Here is a 17,759-nt window from a genome sequence, read left to right on the forward strand (position 1 = left end):
CGCTGACGCCGCAGGAAAATGCGAGTGAATGAAAGACAATCCACGCGTATCGGGAATAAATCCGGCCTCGTGAATGTAGCGGTCAAGGTGGGCATCGCCATCATCGGGGCGGGACAGGCGGGCCTCTCCTCGGCCTATCATCTACAAAGGCTTGGTCTCGTTCCCGGCGTCGATTTCCTTGTCTTCGATCAATCGCCGCACCCCGGTGGGGCCTGGCAGTTCCGCTGGCCGTCCCTGACCCTTACAACCGTCAACCGTATCCACGATCTGCCCGGCATGCGGTTCGAGGAGGCCGTCGACACTTCGGCCGGTCAGTTGAGGGCGTCCAAAGCCGTTCCCCAATACTACGCCGCCTACGAACAAGCCTTCGGCCTCAAGGTGGCGCGTCCGGTTGCAGTGAAGGTCGTCTGCGACCGGGGCGAGCGGCTGCGCGTCGAAACCGACCGCGCCGGCATGTACTCCGCTCGCGGGATCATCAACGCGACGGGCACGTGGACCTCGCCCTATATCCCCGACTATCCCGGAAAAAATGTCTTCAAGGGCAAGCAGCTTCACACGCGCGACTACCGGACGGCTGATGAGTTTGCCGGACAACACGTCATCATTGTCGGCGGCGGTATTTCTGCAATCCAGCTCCTCGACGAGATCTCGCAGGTGACCTCCACCACCTGGACAACCCGTCGGGAGCCGGAGTTTCGCGATGCCGAGTTCACGCCGGAAGCCGGGCGCGCAGCCGTTGCTCTGGTCGAGGACCGCGTTCGCAAGGGACTTCCTCCCACATCAGTCGTCTCTGTCACCGGCCTGCCCGTCACGCCGAAGATCAAGGCCATGCGCGAGCGCGGTGTCCTGAAGCGCTTGCCGATGTTTTCTCAGATTACCGAAAACGGTGTGCGCTGGCCGGACGGCTCCGAACAACACGCCGACGTTATTTTGTGGTGCACGGGCTTTCGCAGTTCGCTCGACCATCTTGCGCCGCTTCAATTGCAAGGCGAGAACGGGGGCATTATGATGACCGGCCGGTTGACGACGCAGGCGGCCAGGGATGCCCGCATCCATCTCGTCGGCTACGGTCCTTCTGCTTCAACGATTGGCGCCAACCGGGCTGGTGCTGCCGCGGCGCGCGAACTGGCGGAGTTTCTCGATCTCTTGTAGTCACTGGATGGTCGGTTGCGGGCGTTCGGTTATCATCCATGCGACTTGAACATTTTCGAAGGGAACATTTTATGTCCGAAATCTGGCTTTCCTCCCTGTAAACGGCAACGCCACAAGAAGGCTTCGAACTCGCCACCAAACTGGCCCGTGTCGGTGTCAAGCTGACCCAGCCATCTGCTGAAATTCGTGAGAAGCTGCGTGCGGCGTATGACCACGATTCGAGCCAGTTGATCGCATCCTCGCAAGTTATCGCCATTCATTTCCAGACAGTAGCCGCCGCAAACAATTACTGGCTGGCGCGGCCGTAATTGTCGGCCAGCTGGCGATCGATGTAGACGGCACGCGGGTTTCGATGGCACCCGGGCCGTCGCGTCCGAGCGGATCAGCCGCGCAACGATACCCATGATGAACAACCATTCGGCATCATCGAAATATTCGCGTTGGAGTCTTCCAGCGAGGCGGGAGGTGGAGCCGCCTGGGCGCGCCAGGACAGGTAACTCCGTCAGTGCGATACCCAACTGCGGTTGCCTTCAAAAGGCTGCGCCGGCTTAAAAAGCCTGGAACGTCAGTCATTTCAATATCGCCCAATAGGTAGCGTGCAGCCTGTATGGCCGCACGGATCATCTGCCATGCGACATTCTGATGCGCTGTCGGGCGCGGGCATTTTAGCCCCAACCCGGCAGGAGGGTATAGTGCCACCACCAAGAATGCTACCTACAGCGGGCGCGCCGGAAACGGCGCGGATCCCGATCAACCTTGCCGAGTCGCCAGGACGAGACAATGCCCGAGCACCGCCGCACCGACCTCACCACAGGTCCGATCTCGCGAACCCTGCTCATCTTCGCCCTGCCAGTGCTCGGCGCGAACGTGCTGCAATCGCTGAACGGCTCGATCAACGCGGTGTGGGTCGGCCGTTTCCTCGGCGAATCCGCGCTTGCAGCGACGTCCAATGCCAATCTGGTGCTGTTCTTGATCCTCGGCACGCTGTTCGGCATCGGCATGGCCGCGACCATCCTCGTGGCGCAAGCGGTCGGCGCGAGCGATCTGCCCGCAGCTAGACGTGTCGTCGGCACCAGCGCCACCTTCTTCTTCGCCATTTCGATCCTGTTTGCCGTATGCGGCTGGATCTGGGTGGACGCCATCCTCAATCTGCTCGGCACGCCAGCCGATGCCCTACCGCTGGCGCGATCCTACCTGCGCATCATCTTCTTGGCAGTGCCGGTGATGAATGTGCTCTCCTTCGTCATGACCGTGCTGCGCGGCGCAGGCGATTCACGCACGCCGTTCGTATTCATGGGGGGCGCAGTTATACTCGACATCATCTTGAACCCGCTTCTCATCCGCGGCATCGGCCCGTTTCCCGAACTCGGCATCGCCGGTTCGGCCATGGCCACGCTCGTCAGTCAAACGGTCAGCGCTATCGCCATCCTCATCGTGCTCTATGCACGAAAACATCCGCTGCGGCTCGCCGGGGCCGATCTCGCTCTGCTCAAGCCCGACCCAGCGATGTTGCGCATCGTCGTCTTCAAGGGCGTGCCCATGGGCCTGCAGATGATCGTCATCTCGGCGGCGGCGTTGACCCTGATGGGGCTGGTCAACAGCTACGGCTCGCAGGTCGCCGCCGCCTATGGCATCGCCGCCCAGCTATGGACCTATATCCAGATGCCGGCGCTGGCCATCGGCGCTGCCGTCTCCTCCATGGCGGCCCAGAATGTCGGCGCAGGGCGATGGGACCGCATCAGCAGGATCACCGCCTCCGGCGTGGGCTATAATCTGGTGCTGACGGGCGTGCTGGTGGCGGTGCTATATTTCTTTGACCGCCCGGTGCTCGGCCTGTTCCTGGTCGGCGACAGCGACGCCATCGATATTGCCGTCCACATCAACAATGTCGCTTCCTGGTCCTTCATTCTGTTCGGTATCACCATCGTTTTGTTCGCCACCGTGCGCGCCACGGGCGCGGTGATGCCGCCCCTGATCATCCTGGTCATCTCGGTGCTTCTGGTGCGCACCACCTTCGCCTACACCTTCCGAAGCGTGATGGGCATGGAAGCGCTGTGGTGGAGCTTTGCCGTTGGCTCGATCACCTCGCTGGTGCTGGCGGCGGCCTATTACCGTTTCGGCCGCTGGCGCACCATGCATATGATCCAGGAGGACCAGCCGGTGGCCGGCCTCGCGCCCGACACCGGCCTTGGCATGCCGCGCCAGCGCGCCAACCTCGCACCCAAGAAGCCCAACGACTGAGCGGCGCCGGCAAAAGAGCTGGGACGGCAAGGATCGGGCCGCTACGCGACACACGCGGTAGGACGCGGCAAGCGCATTTTCTCGCCGACGCCTGGAGAAAAAATACGATCGACAATCGCTCAGTGCACTGCCGGTGGGAATGTTCGTTGCCTCGAGCCTGTAAAGTCTGCAAACAAGGATTTTTCTAAGGCTAACCGACCCGTATCATTCGAGACAAGGAAACGGAGCCTTTCAGGCTGACCGTTTTATTGGCCCATAGATGTTTCCAAGTATGTCACGGAATAGGCTTTGACCGGCCATCGGGTGTGAGCTAGCGTCCCTATTCCTGCTCAGGATCCCACCCCCATTTCGAGCTCCCCGCTCGACTGGCAGGCGTTTGAAGGCGGACCTCCCTTGGTCCGCCTTCGTCTTTTCGGGATCGGCGCTGAAGCGAGGATATCTGCATAGTGCTGTACACCCAACCGGCGGTAGATGGTCAGCGTCGCTCGTAGCCGGTCATCTCGAGGTAACCCTTGCCCGGGTGAGAGCCGGTTATCCGCACCGGGCCTTCCCAATAGGGGATGCTGAGGCCCATCCAAGCCTGAGTGTTGAGCGCGCCGACGGTGATGTCGAGCGCACGGTCGGGCAAGGTGAGCCGCCAGCGCGTCGGGACATCGCGCCCGTCCACACGGCTCGTCTCCAGAGGGGTAGCTATGAGCTTTCCATCGCCATAAGGTGTCGCTCCGCCGTCCGCCGCGATCCAAGTAGCCGAGGTGAAGCTGCCGCCAGCTGTGTCGCGTAGGCTAAAACCCATCAGCTTCTCGCCGGTATCGAAGGACAGCGAGAACCAGTCCCAGCCGGCCTGTTCCTGCGCCAGAGGCTGCGACGACCATTCGCGATCGAGCCACGCGGTGCCGCGCACCGGTACCTCGCCTTCGGGCAGCGTGAGCGTACTCTCGACCTTGAAGAAGGGCTGGGAATAGTAATAGCTCGCCTGTCCCTTCGCCGATTTCACCGAATAGCCGTGGTCGCCGTGGAGAACGAGCGGGCCCTGGGCATACATCGCGATGTCGTAGGCGAAGTCCTTGCCGGTCGCGGTTAGCCGCAGGCGGTCGAAGCTGTCGCCAGCCATCTGCCAGTCATCGATCCAGGCAGCGAAGGGCGCGTCTGTCACGCCCGCCTGGCCTGTGCCGCCACGCGCGAGCCGTTCCGTGGCGCGGTGTGTCGAGATACTGGTGACGGCCGCATGGCCAAACCATAGCTGCGGGCTTTCCCACCCCTCGGCCTCGCCCGGCGCGAGCGCCGAGCGGAACAGTGTCCATTGCAGGCCGTAGTCCGCGCCATCAGGCCCGGCAAGGTTCGCAGTGACGTACCACCATTCGATCCGGTTGGCGTATATCTACTCGGGCCAGAAAAATGGCTGATTTCATTCATGCGAACCCGTGTAAACCTTATTTGGTTGGCCTGATTGCCCGCGACTCCACCCAGCACTCATCTCCCTATCCAATGCCGCCTTGCGCCTATTCGGGATTTGCGGGTGCGAACGCAGATACATTCCTAATGTCATAGTGAGCCGTCCTGAGGCTTGTCGACTTATCCTCAACCATCCTCAGGAGCGCCATGGCCTCGTCACTGGAGCGAGCTTGCCTCAACCCATCCCGCAGCCAGGACGAACGGAGTACCCGGCACACACTTGCAAAGGCCGGGAGAAAGGCCTGCGTATCGGACAACGGCCAGATTAGAGTGAACAGGAGATCGACGGGATCGCCATCTGGACTGCCGAAACCGATCGGAACTGCCAGCCGGGTCAGGGAGGCGACCGGCGATGAAACGACGTCGAGCAACGCGTGCGGAACGGCAACGCCGTGCCCAACTCCGGTCGAACCGAGATGCTCGCGACGCAAGAGACCGGCAAGGACTGTCCGTTCGCTACACCCGATCCCGCGTGCAATCTCGAGGGCGACCTTCGACAGCGCCGAGTGCTTACCCTTGGTCGTGAGGTCGAGCGAAATATCGTCTTCGCCCAATATATCGGTGATCTCCACGACAGCCTCCATACCGGTTTCTAGCGCGAGCGCGCATGCGGCAAACGTTAAATGCATCGCCTGTTGTAGGGCGAGCACACGCCAGCTTGAAATCGAGACACTGTCTCGTATGGGCGCGAAGCCAAGGCTCTGCCGGCCCGGGCTAGTCGCCCGTTTTCATACGCACTCGCCCACACCGAAAATAACATCGAAAGATACTCGTAACCCCTCACATGGTCGCTGGGGCTAGCTAAATCAAGGCTGGCGGCCCACCGTAGAGCCAGCGCCCAACGGGCCGGCACATCGTTTACGGAACCAATCCCGCTTGTACCTTGGTCCTCAATTGAAAACCAATAACCACGGAGGCAGCGATGGCCGAATTCAGGATCGGGGAACACGTGACTCAGCCCGAGTGTGCGGGCCGCCTCGGCTTGGCCCTTGCCCACTGATTCAATGCTGGTTGCCCAGATCTCGCCGAGAAATCCTCCCTCTCCGCCATTTATCTTGAATATCCTAATAAACTCAATGGCTTAGAAGAATCATACGGAGTTACCCGCCTTCCTGCCCTTCAACTGTGATGCTGCGGAATGCCACTAAATAGGCAGGATTAGGCCGGTCACAAGATCATAGCAGCCATACCGGCTATGCATGTCCCGTAAGAATGCGCTATCGGGCAACGCGGCAATGGCGACGCGCCTGTGTACCGCATGCTTTGATTTTGTTGACATGCTGTTCTCGCTCGGGCCCAATCAAGACAGAGCTAGAACCAATTAGGCGTATAATGGACGATACAGCTTCGGCACGTGAACCAGTAGCGCTATCCCTACGGGGACTCCTAGACAAATATGGCAATCTTTTGTGGAATGAAGGGAAGCACAGAATTAATGTCTTTTCGTTCATTCTTGAAGCTGACGAGATCATCTTCAACCGCAGATTTTTCAGTTTCACCGGAGCCGATCTGGATCAAATACAAGAAGCGCTTCGTACGAAAGGCAATAGCGTAGCGACGATCAATCGTAAGACGATGGCGCTTAGCAAGCTACTGAGATATGCGCGGAAATCCGGCGATTTAACCACAATCCCTGAGTTCAATCGCCAGGAAGAGCCCGAAGAACGAATACGATTTCTTACCGTCCAGGAAGAGAATTTTCTGTTTGACCGCATAGGCCGCTTAAACAAAGGCTATCAGCAGCTATCTGTAGTTCTCGTCGACACAGGGGCAAAAATTGGGGAACTGATCGGCCTGAAGTGGACAGAAATCCCTTCACCCGGCGGGATGATATGTCTCTCCAGAGGTAATCCGACTTATGAGCGAAGCATTCCGATCACTTCGCGTGTTCAGGAGGTCTTCCGCTCGCTGGGCCGAACGGAGTCAGGCCCATTTTCGACGATTGAGCAACACAAATTTCGTGCAGTGTGGAATGAGGCGAAGAACGAAGTTGGACTAGGTGACGAAAGCGGCATCGTACCGTACATTCTCCGGCATACGTGCGCTTCTCGATTGGTGATAGGCGGAGTTGATCTACGGCGCGTTCAACTGTGGCTAGGCCATAGGACGCTGCGGATGACGCTGAAGTACGATTATCTATCCACCAATGATTTGGACATTGGCATATCCGTTCTCGAGAGTGCCGTGCGGGCTACATCCAAGTCTGAATAAATGTGCACGCAACCCACGCCATCGTTCCCACCCCACGAATCGGGCCACAGCCTTTGATAGATGGACCGCGCGTGGCGAAAGCTAGGTCAAATCTGACGCTCTGTACCGCTTGGCACGAATCGCTGCACGGTTCCGAGGTCTTTCGGTATGACTTCAGCCTCGAAACGGGTCGCGTTTGTTAACGAAGGGTTTAATGAGTGTTCAAAATGTGTTCTTTCTGCAACAGGCCCTGCCGATAGCATCCATTCAGCGCTTCCGACGATGCGAACAAGGTTGAACACCACCAACCGATGGGTAATGTCGGGAAAGAGGAAGCGGCGCGGTGCGCATCTTTTTCGGTAGTGGGGATGGGGCAGGGAACGCTGTCCTTCAGCAAAAGTTACCCAAACCCGGTTTTTAACATCGACTTTCTGGAGGTCAGAAAATGAACATTAAGAGCCTTCTTTTCGGCTCCGCTGCGGCTCTCGTCGCAGTATCCGGTGCACGCGCCGCCGACGCTGTCGTCGTCGCCGAGCCGGAACCCGCTGAATACGTCCGCATCTGCGACGTTTACGGCGCTGGCTACTTCTACATTCCCGGAACCGAAACCTGCCTGCGCGTCGGCGGCTATGTCCGCGTCGACATCTCGGGCGGCGATGCCGGCTCGTTCGACGGCCGTGCTACGGTCGACAGGATGGACGGCGATTCTCAGCGCTCCTACCATGTCCAGACCCGCTTCGCGCTCCGGACCTGGACCGGTCAGGAAACCGAACTCGGCACCTTGAAGACCTACACCGAGACGCGTTTCAACTACGCCAATGGCGGCAGCTCGACCTCGCTGAACTTCGCCTGGATCCAGCTTGGCGGCCTGCGCATCGGCGCTGACGAGTCGGTCTTCGACACGTTCCAGGGTTATGCCGGTAACGTCATCCAGGATACGCTGGTTCCTTACGGCGGCTTCGAGACCAATCTGATCAGCTACACGTTCGACGGCGGCAACGGCTTCTCGGCGATCGTCTCGGTCGAGCAGGGCAACAACGGCGACGGCGGCAACTTTGATCCCGTTTTTGCTACTGGCGGTGACGTCATCGACAGCTACGTTCCGCACGTCGTTGGCGGCGTGAAGTACACCGCTGGCTGGGGTGGCATTTCGGGTGTTGCAGCCTACAACAGCAACTGGGAAGAATGGTCCGGCAAGGTTCGTTTGGACGTGAACGCCACCGAGCAGCTTTCGCTGTTCATCATCGGCGGTTACGGTTCGGACGACAACGTCGCTCGCAACTTCTACAAGCCGTGGGGCGGCAACTGGGCCATCTTCGGCGGTGGTTCGTACAAGCTCAACGAGAAGACTTCTTTGAACGCACAGGTTTCGTATGACGAAGACGAGACCCTTGCCGTTGCAGCGAACGTCTCCTACGACATCGTTCCGGGCTTCAACGTCACGGCCGAAGTCGATTACGTCAACGAAGGCGACAATGTTCCTGCCGCCGGCAGCTGGACCGGTGCAACCGACGATTCGATCGGTGGCATCATCCGCTTCCAGCGCTCGTTCTAAGACAGCGCTTTCTGTCTAAAGGAAAACCCGGCGGGCAACCGCCGGGTTTTTTCGCTTTGTCGATAGTAGATGCGTCCGATAGCGCATTCGGGCGACTGCCATGGGAATCCGGAAATAATCCGGCTTACAAATGGTTGATATGGCCGCATTGAATTTTCTGAGCGAGCGCTTTTTGGCAGAGGTGAACCCACCTCGTGAGGCAGTTTGGCGACTTGGCAGCGCACCGTCGACCTTGTCCGTCTCCCTCAACGGCTTCGCCTCAGTAATTGCCGAACCGGATGGCGTCTTGCTGCAATATTTGTGCTGTCGGTCGCCCCATCGGCGGTCGCAAGTCCCGCCTTCAGCGCGGATGCGGATCAGATCGCCCGTGGCAAATACATCGCCACGGCATCGGATTGCGTGGCCTGCCACACAGCGCCCGGCGGCGCGGCCATGGCCGGCGGCCTGTCGCTCGCCACGCCGATCGGCGCCATCATCGCCACCAACATCACGCCGTCGAAGGAAAACGGCATCGGCACCTATACTCTGGAACAGTTTGACGCTGCGGTGCGCAAGGGCGTGCGCGCCGACGGCAAGCATCTCTATCCGGCGACACGGCCTACGCGCTGCTTTCGGACGACGACGTCGCCGCTCTCTATGCCTATTTCATGAATGGCGTGGAACCGATCGAAACAAAGTCGCCCGAAACGCAGCTGCCGTTTCCGTTCAACATCCGCCTGTCGATGGCGGCGTGGAACTTGCTGTTTCTCGACAACGGCCCCTACAAGCCAGACCCGGCGCAGGACGCCGAATGGAACCGTGGCGCCTATCTGGTGCAGGGGCCGGCGCATTGCGGCACCTGCCATACGCCACGCAACCTGTTCATGGCGGAAAACACATCCAGCGAAATGGCGGGCGGTGATGTCGGTCCTTGGCATGCGCCCAACATCACCTCGGATGCCAATAGCGGGATCGGAGGCTGGAGTGTCGAGGAACTGGTCGCCTATATGCGCGACGGCCATGTCGAGAAGAGCCAGGCCGCCGGTCCGATGGCGGAGGCGATCGATCACAGCCTTCGTTTCCTGACGGAAGAAGACCTCAAGGCCATGGCGGTCTACCTGAAAACCGTCCCGCCCGTTCGCGACCCGGCCGATACGCAGCCGGTCTTTACCTGGGGAAACTCTTCGGACGAGTTGGCGAGCATCCGCGCCGTGGCATTGCCACAGGATCTAAACGCCATGACCGGCCCACAGCTTTACGACGCGTATTGCGCTACCTGCCACGAGGCGCAGGGCCAAGGCAGTTTCGAAGGCGGCCTACCATCACTGCTGCACAACACCGCGCTCGGCCGGGAAAACACCAACAATCTGGTGATGGTGATCCTCGAAGGGCTGCAGCGACAGCCGGACGTATTGATGCCCGGCTTTACCAAGGAGCTTTCGGATACGCAAATTGCTACCCTGAGCAACTATCTGATCCAGCATTTCGGCAACCCGGCCGCCAAGGTGACGGCGGCGCAGGTGGCAACATTGCGTGCCGGAGGCGCCACGTCGGACTGGCTGATCTGGGCCGCCAGGATCGGGCTTGCCGTCGGCGCGTTGGTCGTCGTTGCGATCCTGCTGTTTTTGTTCGCACGGCGCAGTCGCAGAACAGCCCGGACGGCGTGATGTCCGGTGAACACCATAAGCCATAAAGAAAAACGGCAGTCGATCTCGCAAAGACGATGACCTGGCACACCGTGAGCGAGCAATATGACAGCCGCCTTGCAGCCCATAGCTTGAGCGAGGCGGCCACCTGCTGGGCATCCCCGAGGACGTAGCCTAGGGACAATCTTTAGTGCACTTGCATGACTGGCGAGTGTAGCACTGTCAGGATTCGGATGCGGGCGCACCGATTTTGTCTTCTATCCTTTTGCGACATCTGCGCAGACCTGCAAAAATGGCCCCTTCTCGTGTGCCGACACGAGTTGTTGGCAGGATGACGGCTAAGGCATAAAGGCCCAGATGGGTGTGGAGAGGCACGGCAAAGCTGGAGATGCCCGAGATGAAGCTCGATGTGTCCCGGCCCGCATCTTTTTCGCTGGAAATGGCTTCCAGCTCACGCGCCATATCGGCATCTGTCATGCTTTCTGAAAGGATCTGCGTCACACGTTCCGGCGGCAACTCGGCCATAATCGCGCGGCCAGGTGCGAGCTGATAGGCCGGAAAGGGAACGGTGCCTAAAGGGAAGACGACGCGCAGCGGTTGTTCAGCAATGCAACGATCGATCGTGGTGAGGTTGCTACCCGTCAAAGAGTAAAGCGCAATGGTTTCCCCCAGATCGGCGCATAATTCTTCGATTAGTGGACGCACCTCGGTTACGATATCGACTTGCCGGCGATAGACGAGTTCAGAAAGCATGGGCCCAAGACGGAAGCCATGGCCTTGTGCGGAAAGCTCAACGAAGCCTTCAGTCTCCAATGATTGCATTATTCGCTGTACGGTAGATCGCGCCAACCCGACCCGCGTGGCGACAGAAGCCAGGCTTAATCCGCCGGGGCAGTTACCAAGTTCGCGCAGGATAGTGGCGGCTCTCGCGATGACTTGAATGCCCGCCGTTCTGTCGCTCACCTCAGTCATGATTCGCTCCCTGTCATTTTGACGTCCGATACACGTTGACATTTCCACCACAATTCACATATTATGATACACTGTACCGCGATGTGGTCAATCCATGGTTGGGCAAATCATCTCCTCCAGCGCATGCGTTGAGGTTTTCTGGAGGGTTGGTGTCTGACGTGAAACGCTTCCTGTTGCAGTCCGTACTGTCGATGCTGATTCATGTTCGTCACCATGGACAGTTATGATTATAGTGGCCCAGTTTACAACGGTGACCTGATTGACGAAGCGCCATGCTGCTCGGATCACCATGCGCCGTTTTAGTCGCTGCCATCATCCCGTATTTTCTAACGTCCTGTAAGAGGAACCGATGCCAAGAGATTTCAGGATAAAGGCTGTTTTTGCCTCGGCAATTTCATTGTTGATCGGCCTTGCGCCTGTCACGTCGGTAGCCCAGCAGCCAATACCGATGGTTAGCATTATGATTGCGGAGCCCGTGGATTTTACGGCGACAATCCGACTTCCGGGGCGGATCAAGGCATCAACGGTTGCGGAAGTGCGGCCCCAGGTCTCCGGTATCTTACAGACGCGCCTTTTCGAGGAAGGCGTGTCGGTTGAGGCTGGCGACCCGCTTTATCAGATTGAAAACGTCACGTACCGCGCCGTAGTGGCGGCAGCGCGGGCAGCGGTCTCTCAAGCGCAAGCCAACTATGATCTGACCGTTCTCGATGCAGATCGCGCCAAGAATCTTTTCTCGACCAATGTCGGCTCGGCCGCCACTCGTGATAAAGCGGTCGCGACGCAAAGTGCTGCCGAAGCGGCGCTGCAAATGGCGAAAGCCCAATTAAGTAGTGCCGAAATCGATCTTGACCGGACAACTGTGCGTGCACCTGTTGCAGGTGTCATAGGCTTCTCCCAGACCACGACCGGAGCTCTGGTCAGTGCCCAGCAAACCACCGCTTTGGCGACAATCCGTACGCTTGATCCCGTTTTTGTTGATGTAACACTGTCAGCAAATGATCTTCTTAACTGGAACGCTTCGCCCGAGCAGCGTGAGGCCATGAAACATGCCAGCGCAACCATGATCCTACCGAATAGGCAAATCTATGAGGCGAAAGGCGAGATCAAGGCCGCCGAGCCCCAGGTTGAGCCCACGACCGGTATGGTGACGCTACGCGTAAGCTTCCCGAACCCCGACCATAAGCTGCTTCCCGGCCTTTATGTCGAGGCTGAGTTGCCGCGGAGCGTGACCAAGGACGCGGTTCTGGTACCCCAAAATGCTGTTCTGCGTGATGCAAAGGGCGGGGCAAGCGTCTGGATTGTCGAAGATGGTAAAATCGCAGTCCGAGAGCTGACGATTGTCTCCGCCGATGGCAACCGCTGGGTGACAACCGGCGGACTGAAAGCAGGCGAGGCGGTCGTCATCTCGGGCTTCCAGAAGGTTGGGCCGGGGGCTGAGGTTCAGATCGTGACCGAAGGCCAAAATCCCGAAGCTGCACCGCACCAGGGTAACTGATCATGGCTCGTTTTTTTATTGACCGCCCGATCTTTGCCTGGGTTATCGCGATCATCATCATGGGGCTGGGGGTCTTATCGATTCTGCGCTTGCCGATTTCGCAATACCCATCGATTGCTGGCCCTTCGATCGTAATCGGGGCGGCATATCCTGGCGCATCGGCTGAAACCGTTGCGGATACAGTCGTTCAGATCATCGAAAAAGAGATGACTGGTCTGGACGGGTTACGCTACATCGACTCGACAACGACTTCGACCGGGCGCGCAAGCGTGACCCTGACCTTCGAAATCGGCACCGATCCTGATATAGCACAGGTGCAGGTACAGAATAAATTGGCTCAGGCCGAAGCAAGCCTCCCGGCCGATGTTACACGTCAGGGCGTGACTGTTGAGAAATCCGCAACCGGCTTTCTCATGGTCGTTGGCCTTGTCTCCGATGATGGCACGCGCAGCAATATCGATCTGTCCGACTATCTTAGCTCGTATATGGTCGAGCCGGTTTCGCGCCTGACCGGAGTCGGTAAGGTTGAGGTTTTCGGCTCTGAATATTCCATGCGGATCTGGCTTGATCCCCTGAAACTGAAATATTATGACCTCTCTCCCAATGTCGTTGTCAACGCGATTTCCGCACAGAATGCTCAGATATCGGCCGGCTCTTTCGGTGCGATGCCAGCTCCTCCCGGCCAGCTTCTGAATGCGACGATCACCGCCCAGTCTTTGCTGAAAACGCCTGACGATTTTGAAAGCATCGTTCTGCGCGCAGACACCGATGGCGGATTGGTCCTCCTGCGCGACGTGGCGCGGGCGGAGCTTGGCACTGAAAATTATGAAATCTCGTCCTTCTTTGACGGCAAGCCTGCAACGGGAATGGCGATCCAGCTTGCGTCGGGCGCCAACGCACTCGAAACGGGTAATTTAGTCAAAGCCAAGATTGAAGAGCTGTCGAAGAACCTTCCTGCCGGTGTCAGTTATGTCATCCCTTATGACACGACCCCCTTCGTTCTGCTTTCAATCGAAGCCGTGATTTATACGCTGATCGAGGCCATCGGCCTGGTGTTCCTCGTGATGCTTGTCTTTCTGCATAATTTCCGGGCCACGCTGATTCCCACACTGGCTGTTCCTGTTGTCCTTTTGGGAACATTCGGGATCATGGCGGTGCTTGGTTTCTCGATCAATACGCTGACGATGCTGGCCATGGTGCTCGCTATTGGCCTGCTCGTCGATGATGCGATCGTCGTGGTCGAGAATGTCGAGCGCATTATGCGAGACGAGAAATTGGGCCCGGTTGAGGCGACCCGCAAGTCAATGGACGAGATCTCGGGCGCATTGGTGGGTATCGGAATCGTGGTTTCGGCTGTTTTCGTCCCCATGGCTTTCTTTGGCGGCTCGACCGGCGAGATGTACAAGCAATTCGCTGTGACCATCGTCTCGGCTATGGGGCTTTCTGTTCTTGTGGCGCTGATTTTCACGCCGGCACTTTGCGCGACCATGTTGAAGCCTCATTCTCACGCGCCGCGCAAAGGAATGCTGTCACGATTGGGCGGCGCATTCAGCGCTGGTTTTGAAAAGCACTTTGATCGTATCGTTCAGGCCTACAGCGGGTTGGTCCGGCGTGTGACGGCCGGGCCGTTGCGCATGCTGGTCGTTTACGGGGTGATAGTTGCAGGCATGGCTGCGCTTTATCAGAGCATCCCGACCTCTTTCCTGCCGGATGAAGATCAGGGCGCACTCATCACCATCGTTCAGTTGCCTTCTGGCGCGACCGCTGAACAAACCCAGGATGTGCTGAAAAAGGTCGAGGGCTATTACACCACGGCTGAAGCACGCAATGTCGAATCCGTTTTCTCTGTTTCGGGCTTCTCATTCGCCGGACAGGGTCAGAACATGGCGATGATGTTCGTCAAACTGAAGGATTGGGCAGAACGTACCGCTCCCGAAGACTCCGTCGAAGCCATCGCCGAGCGCGCCTTCGGACCGCTGATGGGCGGGATTAAAGAGGCCATCGTGGTGCCCATCGTGCCACCGGCCGTTATGGAACTTGGCACCTCAAACGGCTTCAGTGCCAATCTTCAGGCAAATGCTGGCCAAAGCCATGAAGAGCTGCTTCAGGCCCGCAACATGCTTTTGGGGCTGGCCGCCCAGGACCCACGGCTGACCGCGGTGCGCCCCAGCGGTGTTGAAGACGCTTCGCAGTTCCGGATTAATATTGACTGGGCAAAAGCGGGCGCGGTCGGCGTAACCGCTGCGGATGTCGGTTCATTCCTTAGAACAATCTGGTCCAGCTCCTATGTGAATGACTTTCTCTATGAAGGTCGTGTCAAACGAGTCTATGTCCAGGGCGAACCCTGGGCGCGGACCTCGCCTGAGGATCTGAGCCTCTGGCGGATTCAGAACACGAACGGCGCGTTTGTCGATTTCTCGACCTTCGCCACGCAGGAATGGATCCACGGTCCGCAACAGGTCAGTCGCTACAATGCCTTGCCTGCGATGAAGATCGAAGGTTCGGCGGCTGATGGATATGCCTCGGGGGATGCGATTGCTGCCATGGAAGAGTTGTCGCAAAAACTACCGCAGGGATTCACGCTGCAATGGACAGGCATGTCGCTTGAGGAAAAGGAAGCTGGAGCAGGCGCCATGCTGCTTTATGCGCTGGCTTTTGCCACAGTTTTCCTTTGTCTTGCCGCGCTTTATGAAAGCTGGTCGATCCCGATTGCCGTCATTCTGGCCATGCCGGTGGGGATTCTCGGCGCTTTGATAGGGGCCTGGCTTGGCGGACAATCGAATGGCGTCTATTTCCAGGTTGGGATGCTGGCTGTGGTTGGCCTAACCGGCAAAAACGGGATCATGATCGTCGAATTTGCCCGGGAGCGCATGGCGACCTTGGGTGAAACGGCGTTGGAAGCGGTCCGTGAATCCGCCAAACAGCGTTTTCGCCCGATTCTGATGACATCGCTGGCCTTCGGTCTTGGCGTTACGCCGCTCATGCTTTCCACCGGCGCAGGCTCAGGCGCACGCACGGCGATTGGCTATGCGACTGTCTTCGGAACGATCACGGGCACGGCTCTGGCGCTCCTGTTTGTTCCGGTGTTTTTTGTCCTGATCACACGCCTGCTGTCAAAAACGAGCGGAGGATCGGAAAGCAAGTCCCGTCAAAGCTAATTGGCGGTCTATTACACGATCCCGCTGTTCATCACCCTTTTGCGGCCTTCTGGATCAGGGAACCTGTCGGGGTGCAAGGTTGGGTCGGCGTCGCCCTCGGCTTCGTCGGCGTACTGCTCATGCTGAAGCCACAGGCCGGCGATTTGAGCATATACGCAGTGATGCCGCTGGTTTCCGCGATTCTCTACGCTCTGGCGATGGTGCTGACGCGCACCAAGAACCGTGGCGAAGATCCCTTCGTTCTAGCCCTGATCTTCAACGTGATAGCGATCGTTCTCGGTGGTGGCGTGAGCCTGACGACCGTGATGGCAGGGAGCGAGAGCGGGCAAAGCCTGTTCATGGGCGAGTGGGTTGCGATGGGCTGGACCCAATGGGCGCTGATCGGGCTTTTGAGCATGACCATGCTGATCGGCAGTATCGGCACGGCCATCGCCTACCAGTTGGGACCATCCTCGATCATTTCGACCTGGGACTTTTCCTATCTGGCCTTCGCAGTGCTATGGGGCGTCGTGCTGTTCTCGGAACGTCTGGATGCAGCTTCCATGCTCTGTATTATTCTCATTGCACTGGCCGGGATTATCGTCGTCCGGCGTTAGCGGCGATATAGTGGAGCACCGGGGCCCGATGGCCTTGGTCGTGACATGCAAACAGGCCGGCCCTGCAAGGACCGGTCTGTTGCGATAAGGCGAGGTGGTAGATGGGCGGGACCGAAGTCCCGCCCATGGCGGCTATCCGAGAGCCGCCATCTGGTGTTCAGCAGCTTGCCGGCTGACGCCGGCGCCTGGATTCTCGACCTGGCGCTCAAAAGGCTTCCAGCGCTCGCCGACGCTATGCTCGTAGGCTTTGACCGCACCCTCGGCCGCCATTCGCAGCGCATGGGATTGTAGCCCCATGTCGGCGGCGAACTCACGTTTTCTTTGCGCCTGGCTGTCGAAGCCGACCGGACCCTCGAGATCCTCGTCGCGGCTGTCGTTGGCGAGTTTGGCCGTAGCGTCGCGGGCCTCGGTCACCGCTCGGCTGTAGAACTGACCGGCGCCATGGGCGGAACCGACATAGGAGCCGACGATGCGCTGCAGGTGGATTTGCATGGCCCGATCACTCAGGCCTTCCTTTAGTGCCTCAGTGGTTTCGATGATCAGCCGCTCATGCAGGTCGCGGATACCGTCGCTGTCGAGGACGGGAAGCCCAAAGCTTTCGGAGATGAGGATGGTCTGGGCGGCGTCGGGACAGACGAGCCGGACCATTTCGAGGGTGGTGCCCTTGCGCAACTGGGCGGTTGTGTTGCAACGTTTTGAATACGGGCCTTGTGGCAAGGAGAGCCTCTGACGTTTTCGGAGTATCAAATGTTCAAGGGCCACCAGTTCGACCAATCAGTGATCCTGCTTTGCGTGCGCTGGTACCTGGCCTACAGTCTGAGCTTGCGTGATCTGGAAGAGATGATGGCCGAGCGGGGCATTACCGTCGACCACACGACCATTCACCGCTGGACCGTCCGTTACGCACCGCTATTGCTTGAGCGCTTCAACCGACGCAAGCGCAGCGTGACAGGCAGATGGCATATCGACGAAACGTACATCAAGGTCCGTGGCCAGTGGATGTACCTTTATCGCGCTATCGACAGTGTCGGCGATACGGTCGAATTCTGGTTCAGCGAGCAACGTGATCTGCTGTCGGGCCAAGCGGTTCTTCACAAAGGCGCTGGCCCGTCATGGCCGACCCGACCGCGTCGTTATTGATGGTAGCCAGACCAACCACGAGGCCATCGTTTCCTGTGATGCCACAAATCGTTTGCAGGATCGCTCCCGACGCCGACTGAAGCCGATCGAAATCCGCAAGAATAAGTACCTGACGGATGTATTTGACAAGAACCGTTCTGCTCTGATGCCCTGGAAGTGTGCTCTCCGGGCGCTCTGTTCCGG

At 58.6% G+C, this 17,759-nt stretch carries 13 protein-coding genes and 2 pseudogenes; 11 read left to right on the top strand and 4 right to left on the bottom strand.

The window, feature by feature from the left end; all coding sequences use genetic code 11:
• Window positions 1-24: 24 nt before the first annotated feature.
• The 3 genes and pseudogenes from ACX3P1_RS26235 (at window position 25) to ACX3P1_RS26245 (ending at window position 3,393) form a co-directional block, all read left to right on the top strand.
• A complete protein-coding gene (locus ACX3P1_RS26235) occupies window positions 25-1,152 on the top strand; it encodes an NAD(P)-binding domain-containing protein (RefSeq protein ID WP_459082493.1) in 1,128 nt (375 codons plus the stop codon).
• A gap of 71 nt (window positions 1,153-1,223) precedes the next feature.
• A pseudogene (locus tag ACX3P1_RS26240) lies at window positions 1,224-1,460 on the top strand (hexameric tyrosine-coordinated heme protein).
• Between the two features lie 472 nt (window positions 1,461-1,932).
• Window positions 1,933-3,393, top strand: a complete 1,461-nt coding sequence (locus tag ACX3P1_RS26245) for an MATE family efflux transporter (RefSeq protein WP_459082494.1) — start codon at window positions 1,933-1,935, stop codon at window positions 3,391-3,393.
• Between the two features lie 475 nt (window positions 3,394-3,868).
• Here the strand turns inward: ACX3P1_RS26245 and ACX3P1_RS26250 are convergent, their stop codons facing one another.
• Complete coding sequence (locus ACX3P1_RS26250) at window positions 3,869-4,771, bottom strand: lipocalin-like domain-containing protein (protein WP_459082504.1); 903 nt, start codon at window positions 4,769-4,771, stop codon at window positions 3,869-3,871.
• 121 nt (window positions 4,772-4,892) lie between these two features.
• Entirely contained in the window at window positions 4,893-5,417 is a 525-nt protein-coding gene (locus tag ACX3P1_RS26255; RefSeq protein ID WP_459082495.1) for a PTS sugar transporter subunit IIA, read from the bottom strand.
• A gap of 760 nt (window positions 5,418-6,177) precedes the next feature.
• Between ACX3P1_RS26255 and ACX3P1_RS26260 the strand changes: the two genes are divergently transcribed.
• From ACX3P1_RS26260 to ACX3P1_RS26275, 4 genes are all read left to right on the top strand, one after another.
• On the top strand, window positions 6,178-7,056 hold the full coding sequence (locus ACX3P1_RS26260; protein WP_459082496.1) for a tyrosine-type recombinase/integrase: 879 nt from the start codon (window positions 6,178-6,180) through the stop codon (window positions 7,054-7,056).
• A gap of 424 nt (window positions 7,057-7,480) precedes the next feature.
• Complete coding sequence (locus ACX3P1_RS26265) at window positions 7,481-8,590, top strand: porin (protein WP_459082497.1); 1,110 nt, start codon at window positions 7,481-7,483, stop codon at window positions 8,588-8,590.
• Between the two features lie 300 nt (window positions 8,591-8,890).
• Window positions 8,891-9,241: a hypothetical protein gene (locus ACX3P1_RS26270; protein WP_459082498.1), complete on the top strand. Its 351-nt coding sequence runs from the start codon at window positions 8,891-8,893 to the stop codon at window positions 9,239-9,241.
• 5 nt (window positions 9,242-9,246) lie between these two features.
• On the top strand, window positions 9,247-10,236 hold the full coding sequence (locus ACX3P1_RS26275) for a c-type cytochrome (RefSeq protein WP_459082499.1): 990 nt from the start codon (window positions 9,247-9,249) through the stop codon (window positions 10,234-10,236).
• Between the two features lie 201 nt (window positions 10,237-10,437).
• Here ACX3P1_RS26275 and ACX3P1_RS26280 read toward each other — a convergent pair whose 3' ends face one another.
• Window positions 10,438-11,187, bottom strand: coding sequence for an IclR family transcriptional regulator (locus ACX3P1_RS26280; RefSeq protein ID WP_459082500.1), 750 nt, complete (start codon window positions 11,185-11,187; stop codon window positions 10,438-10,440).
• A gap of 349 nt (window positions 11,188-11,536) precedes the next feature.
• Here ACX3P1_RS26280 and ACX3P1_RS26285 point away from each other — a divergent pair, with 349 nt between their 5' ends.
• The 3 genes from ACX3P1_RS26285 to ACX3P1_RS26295 all read left to right on the top strand — a co-directional run bounded on the left by ACX3P1_RS26285 (window position 11,537) and on the right by ACX3P1_RS26295 (window position 16,436).
• The gene (locus ACX3P1_RS26285) at window positions 11,537-12,682 is read left to right on the top strand and encodes an efflux RND transporter periplasmic adaptor subunit (RefSeq protein WP_459082501.1); all 1,146 of its coding nucleotides are present in this window, start codon (window positions 11,537-11,539) and stop codon (window positions 12,680-12,682) included.
• Window positions 12,683-12,684: 2 nt separating this feature from the next.
• A complete protein-coding gene (locus ACX3P1_RS26290; protein WP_459082502.1) occupies window positions 12,685-15,840 on the top strand; it encodes an efflux RND transporter permease subunit in 3,156 nt (1,051 codons plus the stop codon).
• 71 nt (window positions 15,841-15,911) lie between these two features.
• Window positions 15,912-16,436, top strand: a complete 525-nt coding sequence (locus ACX3P1_RS26295; protein WP_459082503.1) for a hypothetical protein — start codon at window positions 15,912-15,914, stop codon at window positions 16,434-16,436.
• Window positions 16,437-16,568: 132 nt separating this feature from the next.
• Here ACX3P1_RS26295 and ACX3P1_RS26300 read toward each other — a convergent pair whose 3' ends face one another.
• Complete coding sequence (locus ACX3P1_RS26300; RefSeq protein ID WP_459082505.1) at window positions 16,569-17,153, bottom strand: hypothetical protein; 585 nt, start codon at window positions 17,151-17,153, stop codon at window positions 16,569-16,571.
• 30 nt (window positions 17,154-17,183) lie between these two features.
• Here ACX3P1_RS26300 and ACX3P1_RS26305 point away from each other — a divergent pair.
• Window positions 17,184-17,759: pseudogene (locus ACX3P1_RS26305) on the top strand (IS6 family transposase); the annotation flags it as partial.

The sequence above is a fragment of the Mesorhizobium sp. A623 genome, assembly GCF_054489405.1.